Origin of the sequence: Natronospira elongata (assembly GCF_034931365.1) — a bacterium.
Classification (GTDB): Bacteria; Pseudomonadota; Gammaproteobacteria; order Natronospirales; family Natronospiraceae; genus Natronospira; species Natronospira elongata.
The window spans coordinates 23,408-44,614 of sequence record NZ_JAYGII010000018.1; the positions used below are offsets into that span (position 1 = coordinate 23,408).

Consider the following 21,207-nt stretch of genomic DNA (forward strand, 5'->3'; position numbering starts at 1 on the left):
GCCGATTAACGCCCCCGGCTCCCTACAGAGCCAAGCAGCAGCACGGTGAGCAGGCTGGAGGCCAGGCCCACCAGCCAGAACATGAAAAAGCCAATGGTGTAGCCGGCCATGCGGCTGATTTCCACTCCGGGGAGTGTCTCAAGCCGCAAGGCCTCGGGATCAATGCTGGCAAAGAACACCCCACTGGCCATGCCCGCCACCAGGAAGGATGGCCAGAGGGTGCTGCCCAGCAATCTCAACAGCCGGGGATCCTTTTTGGGTTCATTCGTCGCCATCGGGCGCCTCTGCTCCATTGTCGCGCGTATCCATGGAGAGACTGAGTACATAGGCGGTGAGCAGATGAACGCGGTCGGCGCCAAGGATATTTTCCTGCCCGGGCATCTCCGCTTCACGGCCTTCACGGATGCTGCGTTCGATGGCCTCCCGGCTGCCGCCATAGACCCAGGTGTCATTGGTCAGATTGGGCGCGCCCATGGCCTGGTTGCCTTTGCCATCCTGGCCGTGACAGGCGGCGCACTGCTGGCTGAACAGGCCTCGACCCGCTTCCACCAATTCTTCGGGTGCATCCCGGTCGTTCAGGTGAAACACATAGGCGGTGACTGCCTCCACACCGTCTTCGCCCAGGGCATCACCCAGGGGCGGCATGATGCCTTGCCGTCCTTCCAGAATGCTGTGATGCACCTGCTCGGGGTCGCCACCCCACTTCCAGTCATCATCGGTGAGATCCGGGAAGCCGGGCCGGCCGCCGCCATCGGTGCCATGGCAGACCGCGCAGTTGTTGGCGAACAGTCTGCGTCCTGTCTGCATGGCTTCTTCGTGACGAGCCAGCTCCAGGAAATCCATTTCCGCATAGCGGGCAAACAACGGCGCGACTTCCGCCTCCATCTGTTCCACTTCCTCGTCATACTGACTGTACTGGGACCAGCCCAGCAGGCCGGGAAAGGCGCCCAGGCCGGGATACAGAACCAGATAGATCAGGCCCCAGACGATGGTCCCGTAGAACAGCCACAGCCACCAGCGGGGCATGGGCTGGTTCAGTTCGGTCAGACCGTCCCAGGAATGGCCGGTGGTCTCATCCGGTCTGGCTTCCCCGGGACGTTTTTTCTGGGTCCAACGGATCAGCCAGACACAGGCCAGGATGTTGGCCACCACGATAATGCTGATATACCAGCTCCAGGCGCTACTCATGGTCCCGTCCTCCTCCCATGCGGCGTTCAGCCGGCTTGTCATCTTCCAGTGGCAGGTTGGCTGCTTCCTCGAAATCCTTCTTGCGTCGCTTGCTGTAGGCCCAGGCCACGATGCCGATGAAGATCAGCAGCAGCAGGAGGGTCAGGAAGCTGAAGAATGTTTCCATGCTCATCACCGGTTCCTTTCCAGGGCCGTGCCCAGGCTCTGCAGATAGGCGATGATGGCGTCCATCTCGGTTTTACCCTCCAGAGCCTCGGTCTGCTCTTCGATCTGCAGATAGGTATACGGCACATTCAGGCGTTCCATCTGAGCCACCATGCGTCGGGCAACGGTATCGGGATTCAGCTCCCGTTCCGCCAGCCAGGGGTAGGACGGCATGTTGGATTCCGGCACCACATCACGAGGGTTCATGAGATGGACGTAATGCCAGTAATCCGAGTACAGGCCACCGACCCGCGCCAGATCGGGACCGGTCCGCTTGGAGCCCCAGAGGAAGGGGCGTTCATAGACGAATTCACCGGCCACCGAATAATGCCCGTAGCGTTCGGTTTCCGCACGGAAGGGACGAATCATCTGGGAGTGGCAGACATGGCAGCCCTCCCGGATGTAGATGTCCCGGCCGGCAAATTCCAGCGCCGGCAGGGGCTCTATGCCTTCCGCCGGCTCCGTGGTCTCGGTGATGAAGAACAGCGGCACGATCTGAACCAGACCGGCGACGCTGATGACCGCGGCGATCAGAATCGCCATCAGGGTCACGTTCTTTTCAACAACGGCGTGACTCATGGTTCAGGCCTCCTGTACCGGTTTGGCTTCCTGGCTGGCTTGGGTCAGGTCCTTCTTCTCCGGGCGCATGGTCATCCATACGTTCCAGGCCATGATCAACATGCCGATAAAGAAGATGAGCCCACCCAGCAGGCGCACCATGTAATAGGGATAAGTTGCCACCAGGGACTCCATGAAGGTGTAGGTCAGCGTGCCGTCATCATTCACGGCCCGCCACATCAGTCCCTGCATGACACCGGCAATCCACATGGCGGCGATGTACAGGACCACCCCGATGGTGGAAATCCAGAAGTGCCATTCAATGGCTCTGACGCTGTACATGCTGGCCTTGCCGTAAAGGCGCGGGATCAGGAAGTAGATGGCGCCATAGGTAATGAAGGCCACCCAGCCCAGTGCGCCGGCATGGACGTGCCCGATGGTCCAGTCGGTGTAGTGAGAGAGAGCATTCACCGTCTTGATGGACATCATGGGGCCTTCGAAGGTCGCCATGCCGTAGAAGGACAGGGACACAATCAGGAACTTCAGGATCGGGTCGTCCCGCAGTTTGTACCAGGCCCCCTTGAGAGTCATGATGCCGTTGATCATCCCGCCCCAGCTGGGGGCCAGCAGGATGATGGAGAAGACCATGCCCAGGGATTGGCCCCACTCTGGCAGTGCGGTGTAGTGAAGATGGTGGGGGCCGGCCCACATGTAGATGGAAATCAGGGCCCAGAAGTGCACGATGGAGAGGCGATAGGAATAAATGGGCCGATCCGCCTGCTTGGGCACGAAGTAGTACATCATCCCCAGGAAGCCGGCGGTCAGGAAGAAGCCCACGGCGTTATGGCCGTACCACCATTGCACCATGGCATCCACCGCCCCGGCATACACGGGATACGACTTGGTCAGTCCCACCGGGATCACCAGATTGTTGACGATGTGCAGCACCGCAACGGCAATGATGAAGGCGCCGTAAAACCAGTTGGCCACGTAGATGTGCTTGACCTTGCGGATGAAGATGGTGCCGAAGAACACATAGGCGTAGGCAACCCAGACCACCGCGATCAGCAGGGCGATGGGCCATTCCAGCTCGGCATATTCCTTGGCCTGGGTCAGGCCCAGGGGCAGGGTGATGGCCGCGGCCACGATCACGGTCTGCCAGCCCCAGAAGGTGAAGGCCGCCAGCCTGTCCGAGATCAGCCGCACGCCACAGGTTCGCTGCACCACCCAGTAGGAGGTGGCGAACAGGGCCGAACCGCCGAAAGCGAAGATCACGGCATTGGTGTGCAGGGGGCGCAGACGCCCGTAACTCAGCCAGGCGGTGTCAAAATTCAGGGCGGGCCAGATCAGCTGGGCGGCGATCCAGACGCCGACCAGCATGCCCACCACGCCCCACACGACGGTCGCCACGGCAAATTGCCGCACGACCTTTTCGTTGTAGTTGGGTGTTGATTCCATGGTTTCGGATCCCTTTTTCCGGAGCCTGGACGGCCAGCGGCTTCGGTGAGCCGGAGGATGAATGGAAGATTCACGGATTTACGGGCGAAATTATCGGGCAGGGCAGGGCAGACAAACTTGACTTGGATCAATTTCAGGCCAGCCCCTCTCCTCGGGACTCGAAATGAGTTGTTGATATGGGGTGGAAGCAAGGGGAGGGGCGGGGAAAATCGGCCTGACCGTTCCACGAAAAAGCGGCGCCCATGTGGGCGCCGCTGTCATCTAGCCTGGAGATGAGGGTCCAAGTCAGTCTTCCCGCTGGGTCACTTCCAGCAGGTGGTAGCCGAACTGAGTCTTGACCGGGCCCTGGACGGTGTTGACCGGAGCGGAAAATACCACTTCGTCGAATTCCTTGACCATCATGCCGGGGCCGAACTCACCCAGCTCACCGCCCCGGTTGCCGGAGGGGCAGTTGGAGTGTTTTTGGGCCAGTTCGCCGAAATCGGCGCCGTTTTCAATTTCCTGCTTGAGTTCCTCGCACTGCTCCTGGCTGTCCACCAGAATGTGCCGAGCGCTTGCCTTGGCCATGATCTGTCCTCGTGAAAATGTGGCTGGAAACCCGGAGCATAGCAGAGCCTTACGACTCAATCGTGAATCATGCCCTAGGTAATCCAGCGCTCCGGATCGGCGAAGATCACCCGAAAGCAATTGCGGCCTTCCCGGTAACGATATTCGAGTTTGGCCCGATTGCAGTCGCACAGCTCCCTGGCCATGAACAGGCCCAGCCCCGTGCCACGAGGGCTGGCCGTGTAGAAAGGCTCGAATATATGGCCGGCTTCTTCATCCGGGATGGGTTCACCGGGATTGCTGACTTCCAGGTTGGGGCGGTCGCCGCGTCCCACAAGACTCACGCTGAGTCGAACCGGTGAGTCATCACCGCCATGGCGGCGGGCATTGTCTACCAGGTTATCCACGATCTGGCGCAAATGATCGTCGTCCATGCGCGCCTCCACTGGTCTGTCTGGCAGGACGAGCTCCATCTGCTCGGCTTTCAGACGCCCTGTGTCCAGCATTTCCTGCTGATACAGGCGTAGCCACTCGGAGAGGTCGAGCCGTTCCGGCTCCGTCGCTTCCCGCCGGGATAATTTCAGGACGGTTTCAATGATCCGGTTGAGTCGGCCCGCGTGCCGGTCGATGATCTCACCCAGGCGGCGTTCCCGTTCGGTCAGCGCCTCCGATTCCATCAGCAATTGGTTGGAGTGGCTGATGGCACCGAGCGGGTTGCGCAACTCATGGGCGATACTGGCCGTGAAGCGGCCGAGGGCGGCCAGCTTCATCTCCTGGGCCCGCTGGCCCTGCAGGCTGCCATCCTCCAGGAACAGTAGTGTGCCCGGCTTGTTCGGGTCGCCCAGTTCCGTGAACTGGGGCACCACCACCGTTTCGCCGTCAGCAGCGACGAAGGAGGCGGGGCGTTCATAGGGTGTTTCCCGGCAATGACGGACCAATCGACTCAGTTGTGCCGAGACCTGGTCCACCGGCCTGTCACGGTGCCCGTCCGCCACACCCAGAAATTGGGCGGCGGTGCCGTTCATGAGCTGAACCCGGTTGCGATGATCAACCACCACGATACCGGTACGCAGATGGTGGATGATGTAGTCGTTCAGCTCGGAGAGATTGCGCAGGTCCAGACCGCGTTTGACCGCCAGGGCCTCGCTCTCCCGCAGTTGGCGTGAGAGATGGGCGCCCACCAGGGCCAGGAGCATGAACAGTGCCCCCAGAATGCCGGCCTGGGTGAACCGAGGAGCGATGTCCGGCAGGGACCAGGCGATCAGGATTTGCTGGCCCAGCAGGATCAGGGTAATCAGGGCGGCGAGGGTGATGGCGGTTCGCCGTCCCAGCAACAGACTGGCGGCAGCCACAGGGATGAAAAGCAGATTGCCAAGCCCCGTTTCCAGGCCGCCGCTGGCATGCAGGATCACCATAAACAGGGAGCTGTCGGCCAACAGGCCGAGGAAAGCCTGGACCCGCATGCGAGGGCGGCGAAGGCGGAGACAGACCCCGGCTATTGCGGAAAGTAGCACCAGGCTTGCCGCTGCGAGCAGGAATAACCAGGGCTGTAGGCTCCCGAGCATGCCGTCGTCGGGCTGCAGGAGGTAGCCCAGCAGCATGGCCGCGCCCAGTGCCAGGCGGAAACCATTGAGCAAACGCAGAGAGCGCCAGCGCAGGTCGTCGGCGGCGATATTGCGTTCTTCGCTGCGTTGGCTGACGGTGTTGCTCACTTGCGCTGCCCTCCGACTTTGCGAAATTCGCCGATTTCCGCCAGAATACGCCCTTTTCCGGCGGTTCTCGCCGGCCCAGGAGCCTCGGATTTCCCCTCAAAGGGGGAGCTGCGCCCTGGCCGACCGGCGGCCGTTCCATCCATCCCCGAAGCCTGAGCTTACACGATGAATCTTCACGAATACCAAGCAAAACAGATATTTGCGGAATTCGGCGTTCCCGTTTCCGATGGTCGAGTGGTGAAATCCGCTGAAGAGGCCGTGGCAGCGGCCAAGGAACTGGGCGGTGATCTCTGGGTGGTCAAGGCCCAGGTTCACGCCGGTGGTCGCGGCAAGGCCGGTGGCGTCAAGCTCACCAAGAGCCCGGAAGAAGCCGGTGAGAAGACCAAGGAAATGCTGGGATCGACCATTGTCACCCACCAGACCGGTCCGGAAGGCCTTCCGGTTCACGAGGTCTACATTGAGAAGGGCTCCGACATCGAACGTGAGCTCTACCTCTCCGTGGTGGTGGACCGTGCCTCCGAGCGGGTCGTGTTCATGGCCTCCCCCGAAGGTGGCGTGGATATCGAGGAAGTCGCCGAATCCACTCCCGAAAAGATCTTCAAGGTCGAGGTTCATCCGGCCGCCGGCCTGCAGCCGTATCAGGCCCGTCAGCTGGCTTTCGGCCTGGAGCTGACCAAGGCGCAACTGGGTGCCTTCACCAAGATTGCCGGTGGTCTGTACAAGATGTTCGAGGCCTGCGATTGCAGCCTGGTTGAGATCAACCCCCTGATCGTGACCCCCGATGGCGAGATCAAGGCCCTGGACGGCAAGGTCAATCTGGACGACAACGCCCTCTATCGGCAGAAGAAGCTTGCCGAAATGCGCGATCTGAGCCAGGAGGACGAAGCCGAAGTCGAGGCCAGCAAGCATGACCTCAACTATGTCTCCCTGGAAGGCAATATTGGCTGCATGGTCAACGGCGCCGGCCTTGCCATGGCCACCATGGACGTGATCAAGCTGTCTGGCGGCCAGCCCGCCAACTTCCTGGATGTGGGCGGCGGTGCCACCAAGGAGCGTGTCACCGAGGCCTTCAAGCTGATCGTCTCCAATGAAGGCGTGAAGGCCATCCTGGTCAACATTTTCGGTGGCATCGTGCGTTGTGACCTGATCGCCGAAGGCATCATTGCCGCGGTGGAAGAGGTGGGCGTGAAGGTGCCGGTCGTGGTGCGTCTGGAAGGCACCAACGTGGATGAAGGCAAGGCCCTGCTGGAGAAGAGCGGCCTGGATATCATCCCCGCCGATGACCTGAGCGATGGCGCGGCCAAGGCCGTGGAAGCCGCGGGCAAGTAAGCCCGGTACCCTTACATCCACAAGCAGAATTTCAAACGGGAAGCGACATGAGCATTCTTGTCAACAAAGACACCAAGGTGATCTGCCAGGGTTTCACCGGCAAGCAGGGCACCTTCCATTCCGAACAGTGCATCGCCTATGGCACCAAGCTGGTGGGCGGCGTCACCCCGGGTCGCGGTGGTGAAAAGCATCTTGGTCTGCCGGTTTTCAACACCGTGCATGACGCCGTGGCCGAGACCGGCGCCGAAGCCAGCATGATCTATGTGCCGGCCCCCTTCGCCGCCGACGCCATCCTGGAAGCGGCTGATGCCGGTATCAAGACCATCGTCTGCATCACCGAGCACATCCCTGCTCTGGACATGGTCAAGGTCAAGGAGGCCATGAAGGAGCATGATTGCCGCCTCATCGGCCCCAACTGCCCGGGCATCATCACGCCGGGCGAGTGCAAGATCGGCATCATGCCCGGCCAGATCCACAAGGCCGGCAAGGTGGGCGTGGTCTCCCGCTCCGGCACCCTGACCTATGAAGCCGTGCATCAGACCACTCGTACCGGCCACGGCCAGTCCACCTGCGTGGGCATTGGTGGCGACCCGGTTCATGGCATGAGCTTTATCGACTGCCTTGAGCTGTTCGAGAAGGATCCCAAGACCGAAGCCATCATCATGGTGGGTGAAATCGGCGGCACCGACGAAGAAGAGGCGGCCGAGTTCATCAAGCAGAACGTGAGCAAGCCGGTGGTGGCCTACATCGCTGGCGTCACCGCGCCGCCCGGAAAGCGCATGGGCCATGCCGGCGCCATCATTTCCGGTGGCAAGGGCACCGCGGACGACAAGTTCGCCGCGCTGGAAGATGCCGGCGCCACGACGGTGAAGTCCCCCGCTGAGCTGGGTGAGGCGATCCAGAAAGTGCTGGGCTAAGCCGCTTAGGCTGCCGACTCGCGGGATTCAGGTTCCCGCGGATCCCAGGGTCCCTGTCCGGTAACGGGCGGGGACCCGTTGTTTTAGCATCCCGCAACAGGCAGGGAGTCAACAGGCAAGATGGCGGAAAACTTGAGAATCGTGGTGGCGCAGACCAACCCGACCGTGGGCGCAATCTCGGACAACCTGGATGCGCTCATCAGTCAGGTGGCGTTGGCGGTCAGTGAGCATGGCGCGGACCTGGTGCTGTTCCCCGAGCTCAGCTTCACCGGCTATTGCCCGGAAGACCTGCTGCTCAATCCGGATTTCGCGGATCAGGTGGGTGCCGCCGAGCAGGCCCTGCGCCAACGGCTGCCCGCTGGCGTTGGAGTGTTATACGGCGTCCCCGAGTATCACAGCGCCGGCCTCTACAACGTCGCCTGTCTGGTGGCGGATGGTCGGGAACTGGCCCGCTATCGCAAGGCCTGCCTGCCCAATTACGGGGTATTCGATGAATCCCGATGGTTCCTCGCCGGAGATGGCGCCTGCGTGGTGGATTTTCGTGGTCACCGCCTTGGTCTCACCGTCTGCGAGGACCTGTGGGTCCCCGGGCCGGCATCGGCCTGTGCCGAGGCCGGGGCCGAGCTGATTCTGAGCCTGAGCGCTTCTCCCTATGCCCGCGACAAGGCGAGCGAGCGTCAGAGCGTCTTCCGGCGTCGGACCCGGGAGGCGGGACTGCCCTTGCTGGTCTGCAATCTCCTGGGAGGGCAGGATGAGCTGGTATTCGATGGCGCCAGCGTGGGCATGAATGCCGACGGTGGGCTTGCCATGCAGGCACCCGAGTGGGAGAGCGGTCTGTTCCCGGTGGACTTGGACCAGGGCCGTCTTGCTTCCCCGGTAAAGATCGATCCCCTGCCGACCGATGCCAGCCAATACCGGGGTGCGGTCCTGGCCACCCGCGATTATCTGCGCAAGAACGGCGCCCCCGGGGCACTGATCGGGCTTTCCGGCGGCATTGACTCGGCGCTGACGCTGGCAATCGCTGTGGATGCTATCGGCGCGGACAAGGTCAGCGCCGTCATGATGGGCTCCCAATATACCCGCGAGCTCAGCTACCGCCTGGCCCGAGCTCAGGCCGAGGCGCTGGGCGTGCGTTACCTGGAAATCGGGATCGACGAGCCGGTGGCGGCAGTGGAGCAGGACCTGGCCAGGGCATTGGCCGAGCCGGTGCAGGGGGTGGCGGCGGAGAATCTGCAGGCCCGTCTGCGGGGGGTGAATCTGATGGCCCTCTCCAATCAGTTAGGAGCCATGGTTCTGGCCACTGGCAACAAGAGCGAGTTGGCGGTGGGCTACGCCACTCTCTACGGCGACATGGTGGGTGCCTATGCCCCCATCCGGGATCTGACCAAGAGCCGGGTGTATGCCCTGGCCCGCTGGCGCAATCAGCAGGGCGAGGTGATTCCGCCGGAAGTCATTGAGCGCGCGCCCTCGGCCGAACTGCGTGCCGATCAGTACGACAGTGACAGCCTGCCGGATTATGCCGTGCTGGACGCCATCATCGAAGGATTCGTGGAAGAGGACCGGCGGGCTGAGGAACTGGTGGCCGAGGGGCATGAAGCGGCACTGGTCCATCGCGTCCTCGCCCTGATCCAGCGCAATGAATACAAGCGCCGACAGGGGGCCCCCGGCCCGCGGCTGAGCGCACGGGCCTTCGGGCGCGATCGGCGTTACCCGATTACCTCGGGGTTTCGTTTCCGCGGCTGAGGATCAGCGGATGGGCGGTTCGCCGCCTTCCTGGTGGTTCGGGAAACTGCGGCCTCGAAGGCTGCGCACATCGGCCGCCATGCTGCTTTCTCCCACGCCGTCGTAGGCGGCTGCCAGGATGTCCATGGCAAAAGGGGTGACTTCGTTGGGCTGCATTTCCTCGATCACCTTGCTGGCCCGTGCGGCGGCCGCCATGTAGGCGCCCCGTTCCAGATAGTGGTTGGCCACATGCCAGTTGTGCCTGGCGATCACATTGCGCAGATAGATCATGCGCAGACGGGCGTCCTGGCTGTATTCGCTATCGGGGAAGCGCTCCACCAGCTCGCGGAAGGCATCAAAGGAGCGGTGGGCATTGGTCACGTCCAGGCGGGCGTGATCCAGGTTCAGAATCCGGCGGCTCAGGGAGCTGCGCATGTCGAACCAGGCGATACCCTGCATGTAGTAGGCATAGTCCAGGTGATCCGAGCGGGGATTCTCGCGGATGTAGCGGCGTGCCACCTCAGCAGTGCCGCGGCGATCACCGGCCAGATGCGTGACATAGATCTGGTCCAGCTGAGCCTGCTGGCCTTCCGGGGTGAAAGGATGGCGGGCCTCAAGGGCACGCAGCATCTGCATGGCGCCGTCGTAGTTGCCCGCCGTCATCCGCCGCCAGGCCCGTTCGTAGATTTCCTCGGCGGTGATGGAGGTGTCCACCTGCACCGGTTCCGGGGTGCCGGCACAACCGATGAGCAGGCCAAGGCTTAGGACCAGCAGTAGTGCGCGGACGCTGAGGCGGTGGCGGATAGGACCCGTGCTGGTGATCTGCATGCGATTGACCTGCATTGCTTGATTGGCTCCAGAATACTCAGAATGCTCCCGGCTCATTGGAGATAGCCGGCTCCAACCCGATAGTATAAACCCACCGGCGGCCCGACTCGAAGCCCCCGCCGATGACCGGGAGCAAATATTGCCTGGATTCCGGGCTTGAACAGGTGCAAGGAGAGAGAAAGATTGTCCCACCATGACCCCGACAGAGAGGCCCAGGTACCCGAGGAACTCGCCGGTGAACGCTTTGATCGCGCCCTGGCACGCATGTTCCCGGAATATTCCCGCAGTCGCCTCAAACAGCTCATCGAGCGTGGTGAAGTGTTGCTGGACGGGGGCCAGTGCCGGCCCCGTGAGGCCGTGGTCGCCGGTCAGACGGTCAGCCTGAGCGCGGAGCCGACACCCCAGCCCAGCCGGGTGACTGCCCAGGCCCTGCCACTGAATGTTCGTCATGCCGACGAAGAGCTGATCATCATCGACAAGCCCCCGGGGCTGGTGGTCCACCCGGGCGCCGGCAATCCGGACGGCACCCTGGAAAACGCCCTGCTGCATCATTTCCCGGAGCTGAGCGCCGTGCCGCGGCATGGTCTGATCCACCGCCTGGACAAGGACACCAGTGGGCTGCTGGTGATCGCCCGCAGCAATCGCGCCCATGTGGTGCTGACCGAGGCCATGCAGGCAAGAGAGATCAGCCGGGAGTATCTGGCCGTGGTGGTGGGCAGCATGCCGGCCGGGGGTACGGTGCGGGCGTCGATCGCCCGCCATCCGGTGGATCGCAAGCGCATGGCGGTGCGTGACGGTGGTCGCGAGGCGGTCACCCATTACCGGGTGGCTGAACGCTTTGCGCACCATAGCCTGCTGCGGGTGAAGCTCGAGACCGGCCGTACCCATCAGATCCGGGTCCACATGGCCCATATCCGCCATCCCATCATCGGTGATCCGGTCTATGGCCGGCGTCTGGCCATTCCCCGGGGCGCGACGGAGGCATTGGCGGAGGCCCTGCGCGGCTTTCGCAGGCAGGCGCTGCACGCCACCGCGCTCTCGCTGCACCATCCAGTGACGGGAGAGCGGATCAGCGTGCAGGCGGATCCCCCCGAGGACATGCAGGCCCTGCTCGATGTGCTGCGCCAGGATACCGAGGCCCGGGGCTCATGAGCGGCGTCTTCCTGCACCCCGACTGGCCGGTGTCCGGGCCTGTGCGGGCCCTGACCACGCAACGGCATCATCCCGGGCTGCCCGGGTCCAGTGAAGGCCCCTGGCGGGGGCTCAATCTTGGTGCCCACGTGGGTGATCAGCCTCGGCATGTGGCGGCCAATCGCTCGGTTGTCCGCCAGGCAGCCGGCTTGCCCGCCGAGCCGCAATGGCTGGATCAGGTCCATGGCCGCCATGTCCTCTACCTGTCGGGCGCCGCCCCCGAGGCCCCGGCAGATGCGGCCTGGACCGACCGGCCCGGCCGGGTCTGCGCCATCCTGACCGCGGATTGTCTGCCGGTGTTTCTGGCCCATGAAGCAGGGCGATGGGTGGGGCTGGCCCATGCCGGCTGGCGAGGGCTGGCCGAGGGGGTGATCGAGGCGACGGTGGCCGCCATGCCCGGGCCGGCCAGTGCGCTCCATGCCTGGCTGGGGCCGGCGATCGGGCCCGCCGCCTTTCAGGTCGGTGAAGAGGTTCGTGAAGCCTTTGTCGCCAGGGACCCGGAGGCCGAAGCTGCCTTTCAGGCCGATGGCCCCGAGCACTGGCGGGCGGATCTGCCCGCGCTCGCCCGGCGGCGTCTGGAGGCACTCGGAGTCGCCAGCGTCGGCGGTGACGGTCTCTGCACCTGGAGTGATCCGGCGCGCTTTTTCTCCCACCGCCGCCAGGCCCCCTGCGGTCGCATGGCCAGTCTTATCTGGATCGAACCCGAGGCCTGATCCGCCGCCATTCGCGCACAACTGCGGTCGCTTCTGTGGGCAAGCTGCTTGAATACGCGGCAAATGCCACCAATGTAGAAGGCAGTTGAGTAATCTTTGGGAGCAAGACCCATGCGAATGGACAAATTGACGAGCAAATTCCAGATGGCGTTGTCGGATGCCCAGTCCCTGGCCCTCGGCCGGGACCACCAGTTCATGGAGCCGGTGCATCTCATGCTGGCCATGCTGGATCAGGACGGTGGCGGCCTGCGTCCGCTGCTGGACAAGGCAGGTGTGGAAATCAATCGCCTGCGCTCCAGCCTGGGCGAGGCCCTTGATCGTCTGCCCACGGTGTCCGGCGCCGAGGCCGAGGTGCACCCTTCCCAGAATTTCATGCGCCTGTTGAACCAGTGCGACAAGCTGGCCCAGAAGCGGGGTGACAGCTACATCTCCAGCGAGCTGTTCCTGCTCGCCGCGGTGGATGAGAAGGGGGATCTCGGGGCCATTCTGCGCGACTGTGGCGCGGTCAAAGGGGCCATCGACAAGGCCATTGAAGAGGTGCGTGGTGGCCAGAACGTGGACGATCCGAATGCCGAGGACCAGCGCCAGGCCCTGGAGAAATACACCATCGACATCACCGAGCGGGCCGAGCAGGGCAAGCTCGACCCGGTGATCGGTCGTGACGAGGAAATCCGCCGCACCGTGCAGGTGCTGCAGCGGCGCACCAAGAACAATCCGGTGCTGATCGGTGAGCCCGGCGTGGGCAAGACTGCTATTGTCGAGGGCCTGGCCCAGCGCATCGTCAACGGTGAGGTCCCCGAAGGTCTCAAGGACAAGCGCGTCCTGTCCCTGGACATGGGGGCCCTCCTGGCCGGGGCCAAGTACCGCGGCGATTTCGAGGAACGGCTCAAGGCCGTGCTCAAGGAACTGGCCCAGGAAGAGGGCCGGGTGATCCTGTTCATCGACGAGATCCACACCATGGTGGGCGCCGGCAAGGCCGAGGGCTCTATGGACGCCGGCAACATGCTCAAGCCGGCCCTGGCCCGCGGCGAGTTGCACTGCGTGGGTGCCACCACCCTGGATGAGTATCGCAAGTACATCGAGAAGGACGCCGCCCTGGAACGTCGTTTCCAGAAGGTGCTGGTGGATGAACCCAGCGAGCAGGATACCGTGGCCATTCTCCGTGGCCTCAAGGAGCGTTACGAGGTCCACCACGGGGTGGAGATTACCGACCCGGCCATTGTCGCCGCCGCTGCCCTGTCCCATCGCTATATCACCGATCGGCAACTGCCGGACAAGGCCATCGACCTGATCGACGAGGCCGCCAGCCGCATCCGCATGGAGATCGACTCCAAGCCGGAGGAAATGGATCGTCTGGACCGACGGCTTATCCAGCTCAAGATTGAGCGCGAGGCCCTAAAGAAGGAAAAGGACGAAGCCTCCCGGCGTCGGCTGGACAATCTCAATGAGGAGATCGGGGAGCTGGAACGTCAGTACGCCGATCTTGATGAGATCTGGCAAGCCGAAAAAGCCACGGTTCAGGGCGCCACGCACATCAAGGAGGAGCTGGACCGGGCTCGCACCGAACTGGAGGCAGCCCGCCGAGCCGGCGATCTGGGGAGGATGTCGGAAATTCAGTACGGTCAGATTCCCGAACTGGAAAAGAAGCTTGCGGAATCCAGTGACAGTGAACAGAGTGCTGAAACAAAACTCCTGCGCAACCGCGTGACCGACGAGGAAGTGGCCGAAGTGGTTTCCCGCTGGACGGGCATTCCGGTGGCCAAGATGCTGGAGTCGGAAAAGGAGAAGTTGCTGAAGATGGAAGACGCCCTGCGCGAGCGGGTGGTGGGCCAGGACGAGGCATTGAAGGTGGTGTCCAACGCCATTCGCCGTTCCCGGGCCGGTATCTCCGACCCCCATCGGCCCAATGGCTCCTTCCTCTTTTTGGGTCCCACCGGGGTGGGCAAGACCGAACTGTGCAAGTCCCTGGCGAACTTTCTGTTCGACACCGAAGAGGCCATGGTTCGCATCGACATGTCGGAATACATGGAAAAGCATTCCGTGGCCCGTCTGGTGGGCGCACCCCCCGGCTATGTAGGCTATGACGAAGGCGGGCAACTGACCGAGAAGGTCCGCCGCCGACCCTATTCGGTGATCCTGCTGGACGAGGTGGAAAAGGCCCACCCGGATGTCTTCAACATCCTGCTGCAGGTGCTGGACGATGGTCGTCTGACCGATGGCCAGGGTCGTACCGTGGATTTCCGCAACACCGTGGTGGTGATGACCTCCAATCTGGGATCACAGGAAATCCAGGGCTTCACCCAGGACAGCGATTACCAGGAGATGAAGTCAGCGGTGATGGAGGTGGTCGGTCAGCATTTCCGGCCCGAATTCATCAACCGCATCGACGATGTGGTGGTCTTCCACGCCCTGGGTCGTGAACAGATCCGTGACATTGCCAACATCCAGTTGGCCCAACTGCGGGCACGGCTGGCTGAGCGCGACATGCAGCTGGAGATCAGCGAGGCGGCCCTGGATCGTCTCGGCGAGGCCGGCTTTGATCCGGTCTATGGTGCCCGCCCACTGAAGCGGGCCATTCAGCAGCGCATCGAGAACCCGCTGGCCGAGCGGATTCTTGCTGGCGAGTTCGGGCCCGATGACACCATCTGGGTGGATGTGGATGGCGAGGCGTTCAGCTTCTCCGCTCAGGAGCAGGCACCGAAAGAAGCGGCGGTCCATTGAGTCGCCGCTGGCTGAACAGGCTGCGCTGGCAGCCGGTCTATCGATTTCGCTTCGGCGGCATCCAGTGGACGGACCCGGTCCTCGGCCTGGCCCTTGCGGCCGGGCCGATGGCCTGGACCGTCATGCTTTTCCTGCTGGTTCCTACCGATGACTGGCTGTGGCCCCTGAGTGAACCCTGGCTGTTTCTGATGCCGGTGCTGGTCTATCCGGTGCTGGAGGAGATCGTCTTTCGGGGCATGTTGCAGGACTGGCTGGCGTCTCTGAGCCGCAAGACCTGGGGGATTCTGAGCCTGGCCAATGTAATCACCAGTCTCTGTTTCGCGGCACTGCACCTGATTCACCAGCCGCCGCTGTGGGCGGCCCTGGTGTTCTTCCCCTCACTGGTCTTTGGCTACTTCCGGGAACGCCACGATACCCTGGGCACACCCATCCTGCTGCATGTGGTCTACAACTTCGGGGCGGTGTGGTTCTTCTGGGGATGAAAAAGCGGAAGCATTGCCTCGCGCCAAGCACGCCAAGGGCGCAAAGCTAAAGGCTAGCCTCGCGCAAAGACGCGAAGGCGCAAAGGAAAAGCAATTCATTTTGTTGTAGGAGAGGCTTTAGCCTCGATTGCTGTCACCCGGTGGCACCGTCTAGGCCGAAGCCTCTCACGGCTCCACCACACCCCCTACCCAAAAAACCTTTCTCTGCGTCTCCGCGTCTCTGCGCGAAAAATATCCTCTTTTCTTTGCGTCTTCGCGCGAGGCCGCCCTTATTCCTTCGCCTCGCCATCCTGGACGGTCTTGCGCAGGCGAATGCCCAGGTCACGCAGCTGCTTGTTGTCCACCGTGCCGGGGGCGTCGGTGAGCAGGCAGGCGGCGGTCTGGGTCTTGGGGAAGGCGATCACTTCGCGGATGCTGTCGGCACCGGCCATGAGCATGACCAGACGATCCAGGCCGAAGGCGATGCCGCCATGGGGCGGGCAGCCGTACTTGAGGGCCTCGAGCAGGAAGCCGAACTTTTCTTCCGCTTCTTCCTCGCTGATCCCCAGATAATCGAAGACCGCCGATTGCATTTCGGTGTCGTGGATACGGACGGAGCCGCCACCGATTTCCGAGCCGTTGAGCACCATGTCGTAGGCGCGGGAGATCAGCTCTTCCGGCTTGGCGCTCTTCAGTGCCTCGGCGTTTTCCACCCGCGGTGCGGTGAAGGGGTGGTGCAGGGAATACCAGCGCTTGTCGCCCTCGTCGTATTCGAACATGGGGAAGTCCACCACCCACAACGGCCGCCAGCCGTCGGCCACCAGGCCACGGTCCTTGCCCAGCTTCACGCGCAGGGCGCCCAGGGCGTCATTGACCACGGTGGCCTTGTCGGCGCCGAAGAAGATCAGGTCGCCGGCTTCGGCAGCCGTGCGTTCCAGAATGCCGGCGACGGCCTCGTCGGAGAGGAACTTGAGAATGGGCGACTGCAGACCCTCGCGGCCCTGGCTGGGGTCATTGACCTTGATGTAGGCCAGACCCTTGGCGCCATAACGACCCACGAACTCGGTGTAGCCGTCGATTTCCTTGCGGGTCAGCTCGCCCCCCTTGGGCAGGCGCAGGGCGGCCACGCGACCGTTCTTGTCGGCGGCCGGGCCCGAGAACACCTTGAACTCGGCATCGGCCACCAGATCGGCGACGTCCACCAGTTCCAGCGGAATCCGCAGGTCGGGCTTGTCGGAGCCGAAGCGGCGCATGGCTTCGGCATAAGGCATGCGCGGGAAGGGGTTCTCCAGCTCCACGCCCATCACATCCTTGAACAGGGAGCGGATCAGGCCTTCCACCAGCTCCATGATCTGCTCTTCGGACATGAAGCTCATCTCCATGTCGAGCTGGGTGAACTCCGGCTGGCGGTCGGCGCGCAGGTCCTCGTCACGGAAGCAGCGCACGATCTGATAGTAGCGGTCCACGCCGGACATCATCAGCAACTGCTTGAACAGCTGCGGCGACTGGGGCAGGGCAAAGAACTGGCCCGGATGGGTGCGGCTGGGCACCACATAGTCGCGTGCACCTTCCGGGGTGGCGCGGGTCAGCATGGGGGTTTCCACATCAAGAAAGCCCTGCTCGTCCAGGTGACGGCGCATGGCCGAGGTGACCTGGGCGCGCAGCTTGAGCTTGCGCTGCATGTGCTCGCGACGCATGTCCACGTAGCGGTACTTGAGGCGCAGGTCTTCACCCACATCGTGCTCGTCCTGATGGAAGGGCGGGGTTTCGGCCTTGTTCAGGACCTCCAGTTCCAGACCCAGCACTTCCACCTGGCCGGTGGGCAGCTTGTCATTGGTGGTCCCTTCGGGGCGACGGCGCACCCGGCCGCGCACGCGGATCACGAATTCGCTGCGCAGGCGCTCGGCGGTCTCGAAGACCTCTGCCCGGTCGGGGTCGAACACCACCTGCAGCAGACCTTCCCGGTCGCGCAAGTCAACAAAGATCACGCCCCCGTGGTCGCGCCGGCGATTGACCCAGCCGCATACGGTAACTTCCTGATCCAGGAGGGATTCATCAACTTTTCCGCAATAATGGGAACGCATCAGCGTTGCTCCCGCTTTCTCGTGTGGGTGAGATGGATTCGGTCTGTCGGGAAACGGGGCGCCCAGGGCGCCGGAGGGGCCCGAAAGGCGGGAATCTTACGATTTGCGCGGGTTTACCGCAAGTTGCGGGGGAGCCCCCAAGCAAATTGCCTCGCGCAAAGCGCGCTAAGGAAAGGCTGATCTCGCGCAGAGACGCAATGTTCTTTCTTTGCGTCCTTGGCGCGCTTTGCGCGAGGCCGTCTTTCAGTCCTTCCCCGGCAGCTTTTTTGCCTCCGCTTCGACCGCCTTGGCCACGGTGTGGCCGTTCGGGTCCCAGACGGGCACCACCACGCCCAGGGAGATGATCATGCGCAGGGCCTCGTCCACGGTCATGTCCAACTCGATGACATCCTCGCGGGGGATCATGAGATTGAAGCCGGAGGTGGGGTTGGGGGTGGTGGGCACATAGACGCCGACCACATCGATCCCGGTCCGATACTGGATCTCACCCAGGTCGTTGTTGGTGACAAAGGCCAGAGCCCAGGATCGCTCGTGGGGGTAGGGGATCAGGACCGGTTTGCGGAAGGCGTCGCTTTGGCCCGAGAACATGGTCTCGGCAATCTGCTTGCTGCCGTAGTAGATGGAGCGGACCACCGGGATGCGGTCCAGAATGCGCTCCCCGATTTCCACCAGTTTACGGCCGAAGAAATTGGCCGCGAGCATGCCGGTGAGGATCAGCACCACCAGGCTGAGGACAATGCCCAGCCCGGGGATGGCGAAACCGAGCAATTGTTCGGGCTGGATGGCTTCCGGCAGCAGCGTCAGGGAGCGGTCCAGCAGGTTGACCAGAAAGCGCAGGGCAAAAATGGTCACGCCCACCGGCACCAGGACCAGGATGCCGGCGACAAAGTAACGCCGCAGGCGGGTGATCAGGCCGGGCTGATTGTCCGGCCCTGACGTCATGCGGGTTGAGCCGCCTTGCCCTGGCTGGAGGACTTATCCGGGCTGGAGGATTTATCCGCTTTCTTTTCCTTGCCGCCGCTCTTTTCGCTATCACCGGCAATATTCCGCTTGTTGCCCTTCTTGAAGTCGGTCTCGTACCAGCCGGAACCGGAGAGGCGGAAAGCGGCGGCGGAAACCAGGCGATTGAGACTGTCCTGCTCACATTCCGGGCAGCGGGTGAGGGGGTCCTCGCTCATCTTCTGCAGGGCTTCCAGTTCATGGCCACAGGCCTGACAGCGATATTCGTAGATCGGCATGCTCTTTACCTCTAACGATGACGGACAGGGGTGGCGGACGTGCCAGGCAAAAATCTGGGGTCAGATATTTCGATTCCAAGCCCACGGGCGCCCTCGATGCGGTCGCGGTATCCGGCCCCGCCAGCGCGGGATTATAGCCTCTGCCGCCGCCAATGTCCGGGAATCGGGTCCTTGGGGTCGGATTCCGAGGCCCGAACGCGTTAATATGCGCCTGTCACAGTCAACAACAATATGCCGGGGGATGACAGGCATGCAGAAAAGCCAGGCCATGGTTCGTCGTGAAGACGGGCAGTCTCAGCGCACCGCTCTGATCACCGGCTGTTCCAGCGGGATCGGCGAAGCGGCCGCGCAGCTGCTGAGGGATCGTGGTTGGCGAGTGTTTGCCACCGCTCGGCGGACCCTGGACGTCCATCGGTTGGAGCGGGCCGGATTCGAGGCCCTGCAACTGGATCTGAACGATTCCCTGTCGATCACCGTTGCCGTGGACCAGGTCATGGAGGCCACCGATGGTCGGATCGATGCCCTGGTGAACAACGGGGCCTTTGCTTTGCCCGGTGCGGTGGAAGACCTTTCCCGTGCCGCCATGCGCGCCCAGTTCGAAGCGAATGTCTTCGGCACCATGGAATTGACCAATCGGGTGATACCGATGATGCGTGAGCATGGTCAGGGCCGCATCGTGATGCTCAGTTCCATGCTCGGCCTGGTGGCTGCGCCCTGGCTGGGAAGCTACAACGCCAGCAAGTTCGCCCTGGAAGGCTTTACCGACACCCTGCGCATGGAACTGGCGGACAGCGGCATTCGGGTGGTGACCATCAACCCCGGCCCGGTGGAATCCCGCTTCCGTGCCAGTGCGCTGGCCAATGCCAAGCGCTTCATCAATCTGCGCGGCTCGGTGCATGCCGAGCAATATGACCGCATGGAACGCCGGGCGGCGGACCCGGATCACAAGATGCCCGGCACCTCCACGCCGGCCGCCGTCCTGCGCCGACTGGTCAAGGCCATCGAGTCGCCGCGTCCCAAGCCCCGGTACTATGTCACCACCCCGGCTTATACCCTGGCCTTTCTGCGCCGGATTCTGCCCACGTCCCTGATGGATCGGGTCATGCGGCGAGTCTAGGGACTCTCCCGGTGAGTGCCTTCAAGCGTCCGAAGTCAGTGCTGGTGCTGGTTTATACCCCGGATGCCGAGGTCCTAGTGCTTGAGCGGCGTAAGCCGGCGGCCTTCTTTCAATCAGTGACGGGCAGTCTTGAATGGGGTGAGTCGGCTCATGCCGCGGCGGCCCGTGAACTGCGCGAAGAGACCGGCCTGGATCCTGATCCGGCGCCGGTGGACTGCGGCCTGACGGCCGAGTTCGAGATCCACCCGGCCTGGCGCGACCGCTTTCCACCTGGCACTGAAACGAATCACGAAACTGTTTTCTGCTGGCAGGCGCCTGGCCGTGTACCGATCCAGCTCCGCCCGGATGAGCATGTCAGCTGGCAATGGCTTCCCTTTGACCGCGCCCTCAATGCCCTCAGCTCCTGGACCAACCGCCGGGCCCTGCTGCAGGTGCTGCCCATGCGGGTGGGATAGCATCATTTGTCCGATACCCGGTGGTTCTTGCGGGTGACTTCGATGGGGGAGTGCCTTTTGTTGTCGGTGGCAGAGTGCGTTCCGGCTTTGGTACTGCTGGGCTTGATCAGGGACGCCCTGGATACATCCCTGTACGCTCTGGGTTCGGCATCCCGCCTCACACAGCCCTGATCAAGCCCACCAGTACCAAAGCCTACTCTTGGTGGTGGCCACCTGGGCCGTGCTAACGGAGGGTTTGGTTCAGGCTTATGCCTTGGTGCCATCCGGAGGCTTTTGATCGCGAATAAATTCGCTCCCACGGTGCCTATAGCTTATGCCGAAGCCGCTGTGGGAGCGGATTTATCCGCGATTTCAGCGGCCAAATCGAAGCCAATCTACTCAGATATCAGAATACGCCATCAGCAAGCACGGCCCAGGTGACCCCCACCAAAGGTAGGCCTTGGGGCCGACAGGGCTTTCCAAGGCTGTGTGAGCCAGGATGGCGAACCCAGAGCCCCCAGGGACGGATTCACGGCGTCCTTGGAAAGCCCTGTCGGCCCCAAGGCCGGGACGCGTCTCTGTCACCGGCATCGAAAGGGCCTAATCCCATCGAAGCCACCGGCCAAGACCGGAACCCCCCGTCACCAGCATCGAAAGGGACTGCCCTCATCGAAGGGGGCTGCCGTGATCGAAGCCCACCGAACCAAGGAACACACCATCCCCATCCCCCCACGCCTGTGGCACTCTGTATGTCAGAGCTTTCATAACTCAAATTGAGCTTTCAAG

Annotated in this window: 20 protein-coding genes; 9 read left to right on the forward strand and 11 right to left on the reverse strand. The window is 62.8% G+C overall.

From position 1 onward, the window contains the following. Positions 1-5: 5 nt before the first annotated feature. The 7 genes from VCB98_RS09115 to VCB98_RS09145 all read right to left on the reverse strand — a co-directional run bounded on the left by VCB98_RS09115 (position 6) and on the right by VCB98_RS09145 (position 5,666). A complete protein-coding gene (locus tag VCB98_RS09115) occupies positions 6-275 on the reverse strand; it encodes a hypothetical protein (RefSeq protein WP_346051931.1) in 270 nt (89 codons plus the stop codon). Next, on the reverse strand, positions 262-1,188 hold the full coding sequence (ccoP, locus tag VCB98_RS09120) for a cytochrome-c oxidase, cbb3-type subunit III (RefSeq protein ID WP_346051933.1): 927 nt from the start codon (positions 1,186-1,188) through the stop codon (positions 262-264). Before ccoP ends, VCB98_RS09115 begins: the two co-directional genes overlap by 14 nt. Then, entirely contained in the window at positions 1,181-1,360 is a 180-nt protein-coding gene (locus VCB98_RS09125; protein WP_346051935.1) for a cbb3-type cytochrome oxidase subunit 3, read from the reverse strand. Before VCB98_RS09125 ends, ccoP begins: the two co-directional genes overlap by 8 nt. Continuing rightward, positions 1,360-1,971 carry a cytochrome-c oxidase, cbb3-type subunit II gene (gene ccoO / locus VCB98_RS09130; RefSeq protein ID WP_346051937.1) on the reverse strand — a complete coding sequence of 204 codons (612 nt, stop codon included), beginning with the start codon at positions 1,969-1,971 and terminating at the stop codon, positions 1,360-1,362. The genes VCB98_RS09125 and ccoO overlap by 1 nt, the downstream gene beginning before the upstream one ends. A gap of 3 nt (positions 1,972-1,974) precedes the next feature. Further along, positions 1,975-3,408 carry a cytochrome-c oxidase, cbb3-type subunit I gene (gene ccoN / locus VCB98_RS09135; protein ID WP_346051939.1) on the reverse strand — a complete coding sequence of 478 codons (1,434 nt, stop codon included), beginning with the start codon at positions 3,406-3,408 and terminating at the stop codon, positions 1,975-1,977. 285 nt (positions 3,409-3,693) lie between these two features. Then, positions 3,694-3,975 carry a peptidylprolyl isomerase gene (locus tag VCB98_RS09140; RefSeq protein WP_346051940.1) on the reverse strand — a complete coding sequence of 94 codons (282 nt, stop codon included), beginning with the start codon at positions 3,973-3,975 and terminating at the stop codon, positions 3,694-3,696. A gap of 74 nt (positions 3,976-4,049) precedes the next feature. Further along, on the reverse strand, positions 4,050-5,666 hold the full coding sequence (locus VCB98_RS09145; RefSeq protein WP_346051942.1) for a sensor histidine kinase: 1,617 nt from the start codon (positions 5,664-5,666) through the stop codon (positions 4,050-4,052). A gap of 165 nt (positions 5,667-5,831) precedes the next feature. Here VCB98_RS09145 and sucC point away from each other — a divergent pair, with 165 nt between their 5' ends. From sucC to VCB98_RS09160, 3 genes are all read left to right on the forward strand, one after another. Then, positions 5,832-6,995: an ADP-forming succinate--CoA ligase subunit beta gene (gene sucC, locus VCB98_RS09150; RefSeq protein WP_346051943.1), complete on the forward strand. Its 1,164-nt coding sequence runs from the start codon at positions 5,832-5,834 to the stop codon at positions 6,993-6,995. 47 nt (positions 6,996-7,042) lie between these two features. Beyond that, positions 7,043-7,912: a succinate--CoA ligase subunit alpha gene (gene sucD / locus VCB98_RS09155; RefSeq protein WP_346051944.1), complete on the forward strand. Its 870-nt coding sequence runs from the start codon at positions 7,043-7,045 to the stop codon at positions 7,910-7,912. Positions 7,913-8,032: 120 nt separating this feature from the next. Beyond that, positions 8,033-9,655 carry an NAD+ synthase gene (locus VCB98_RS09160; RefSeq protein WP_346051946.1) on the forward strand — a complete coding sequence of 541 codons (1,623 nt, stop codon included), beginning with the start codon at positions 8,033-8,035 and terminating at the stop codon, positions 9,653-9,655. Between the two features lie 3 nt (positions 9,656-9,658). Here VCB98_RS09160 and bamD read toward each other — a convergent pair whose 3' ends face one another. After that, the gene (gene bamD, locus VCB98_RS09165) at positions 9,659-10,477 is read right to left on the reverse strand and encodes an outer membrane protein assembly factor BamD (protein WP_346051948.1); all 819 of its coding nucleotides are present in this window, start codon (positions 10,475-10,477) and stop codon (positions 9,659-9,661) included. 168 nt (positions 10,478-10,645) lie between these two features. On the opposite strand from bamD, the gene rluD reads away from it, so the two are divergent. The 4 genes from rluD (at position 10,646) to mrtJ (ending at position 15,569) form a co-directional block, all read left to right on the forward strand. Then, complete coding sequence (gene rluD, locus VCB98_RS09170) at positions 10,646-11,614, forward strand: 23S rRNA pseudouridine(1911/1915/1917) synthase RluD (RefSeq protein ID WP_346051950.1); 969 nt, start codon at positions 10,646-10,648, stop codon at positions 11,612-11,614. Then, entirely contained in the window at positions 11,611-12,366 is a 756-nt protein-coding gene (pgeF, locus tag VCB98_RS09175; RefSeq protein WP_346051951.1) for a peptidoglycan editing factor PgeF, read from the forward strand. The genes rluD and pgeF overlap by 4 nt, the downstream gene beginning before the upstream one ends. 117 nt (positions 12,367-12,483) lie before the next feature. Further along, on the forward strand, positions 12,484-15,087 hold the full coding sequence (gene clpB, locus VCB98_RS09180) for an ATP-dependent chaperone ClpB (protein ID WP_346051971.1): 2,604 nt from the start codon (positions 12,484-12,486) through the stop codon (positions 15,085-15,087). Further along, complete coding sequence (gene mrtJ / locus VCB98_RS09185) at positions 15,084-15,569, forward strand: JDVT-CTERM system glutamic-type intramembrane protease MrtJ (protein ID WP_346051953.1); 486 nt, start codon at positions 15,084-15,086, stop codon at positions 15,567-15,569. The genes clpB and mrtJ overlap by 4 nt, the downstream gene beginning before the upstream one ends. A 269-nt stretch (positions 15,570-15,838) precedes the next feature. Here the strand turns inward: mrtJ and aspS are convergent, their stop codons facing one another. The 3 genes from aspS to VCB98_RS09200 all read right to left on the reverse strand — a co-directional run bounded on the left by aspS (position 15,839) and on the right by VCB98_RS09200 (position 18,870). Beyond that, positions 15,839-17,632 carry an aspartate--tRNA ligase gene (gene aspS, locus VCB98_RS09190; RefSeq protein WP_346051954.1) on the reverse strand — a complete coding sequence of 598 codons (1,794 nt, stop codon included), beginning with the start codon at positions 17,630-17,632 and terminating at the stop codon, positions 15,839-15,841. A gap of 243 nt (positions 17,633-17,875) precedes the next feature. Continuing rightward, positions 17,876-18,574, reverse strand: a complete 699-nt coding sequence (locus tag VCB98_RS09195) for a DUF502 domain-containing protein (RefSeq protein WP_406672048.1) — start codon at positions 18,572-18,574, stop codon at positions 17,876-17,878. Beyond that, the gene (locus tag VCB98_RS09200; RefSeq protein ID WP_346051955.1) at positions 18,571-18,870 is read right to left on the reverse strand and encodes an FmdB family zinc ribbon protein; all 300 of its coding nucleotides are present in this window, start codon (positions 18,868-18,870) and stop codon (positions 18,571-18,573) included. Before VCB98_RS09200 ends, VCB98_RS09195 begins: the two co-directional genes overlap by 4 nt. Positions 18,871-19,120: 250 nt before the next feature. Between VCB98_RS09200 and VCB98_RS09205 the strand changes: the two genes are divergently transcribed. Both VCB98_RS09205 and nudB read left to right on the forward strand, forming a co-directional pair. Continuing rightward, positions 19,121-19,987 carry an SDR family NAD(P)-dependent oxidoreductase gene (locus VCB98_RS09205; RefSeq protein ID WP_346051957.1) on the forward strand — a complete coding sequence of 289 codons (867 nt, stop codon included), beginning with the start codon at positions 19,121-19,123 and terminating at the stop codon, positions 19,985-19,987. A gap of 11 nt (positions 19,988-19,998) precedes the next feature. Continuing rightward, the gene (gene nudB / locus VCB98_RS09210; RefSeq protein ID WP_346051958.1) at positions 19,999-20,442 is read left to right on the forward strand and encodes a dihydroneopterin triphosphate diphosphatase; all 444 of its coding nucleotides are present in this window, start codon (positions 19,999-20,001) and stop codon (positions 20,440-20,442) included. Positions 20,443-21,207: the final 765 nt, after the last annotated feature.